General features: G+C 67.7%; 1 pseudogene. It reads right to left on the bottom strand.

Going from position 1 to position 350, the window contains the following annotated elements:
• A pseudogene (locus IEZ31_RS55885) lies at positions 1 to 350 on the bottom strand (glycosyltransferase); the annotation flags it as partial.

The following is a 350-nucleotide window of genomic DNA, read 5'->3' as shown; positions in this document are numbered from 1 at the left end:
CTTGTGCCAGGTGGTGTTGCCGTCGACGTGCTGCCAGACGGCCCAGAACGCGGCGCCCATGAGCACCCACTGGTAGATCGGCGCCCCGATGAGCAGGAACGCGTAGTGCCGCCACAGCACCTTCTGCCGGTACGCGCGGGCGAACTCGCGCAGGCCGATCACCTGGGTGGCGAGGGTGATGAGGATCGGTAGGAACGGCGCGTACATGAGCATCGCCACGAACACCGGCACCTTGAGCCACACGATCATGGCGAGGGACAGCGGCAGCAGCACCGCGGAGAACGCCTGCAGGAACGGGGTGGCGAGGATGTAGCCGGCGAGGACGCGTTGGCGCAGTGTGGGGAGGGTGG

The sequence above is a fragment of the Dactylosporangium sucinum genome (assembly GCF_014647515.1).
In the GTDB taxonomy this organism is placed as follows: domain Bacteria; phylum Actinomycetota; class Actinomycetes; order Mycobacteriales; family Micromonosporaceae; genus Dactylosporangium; species Dactylosporangium sucinum.
The sequence above is the reverse complement of the archived record's forward strand: the minus strand, read 5'-3'. Positions and strand labels throughout refer to the sequence as shown.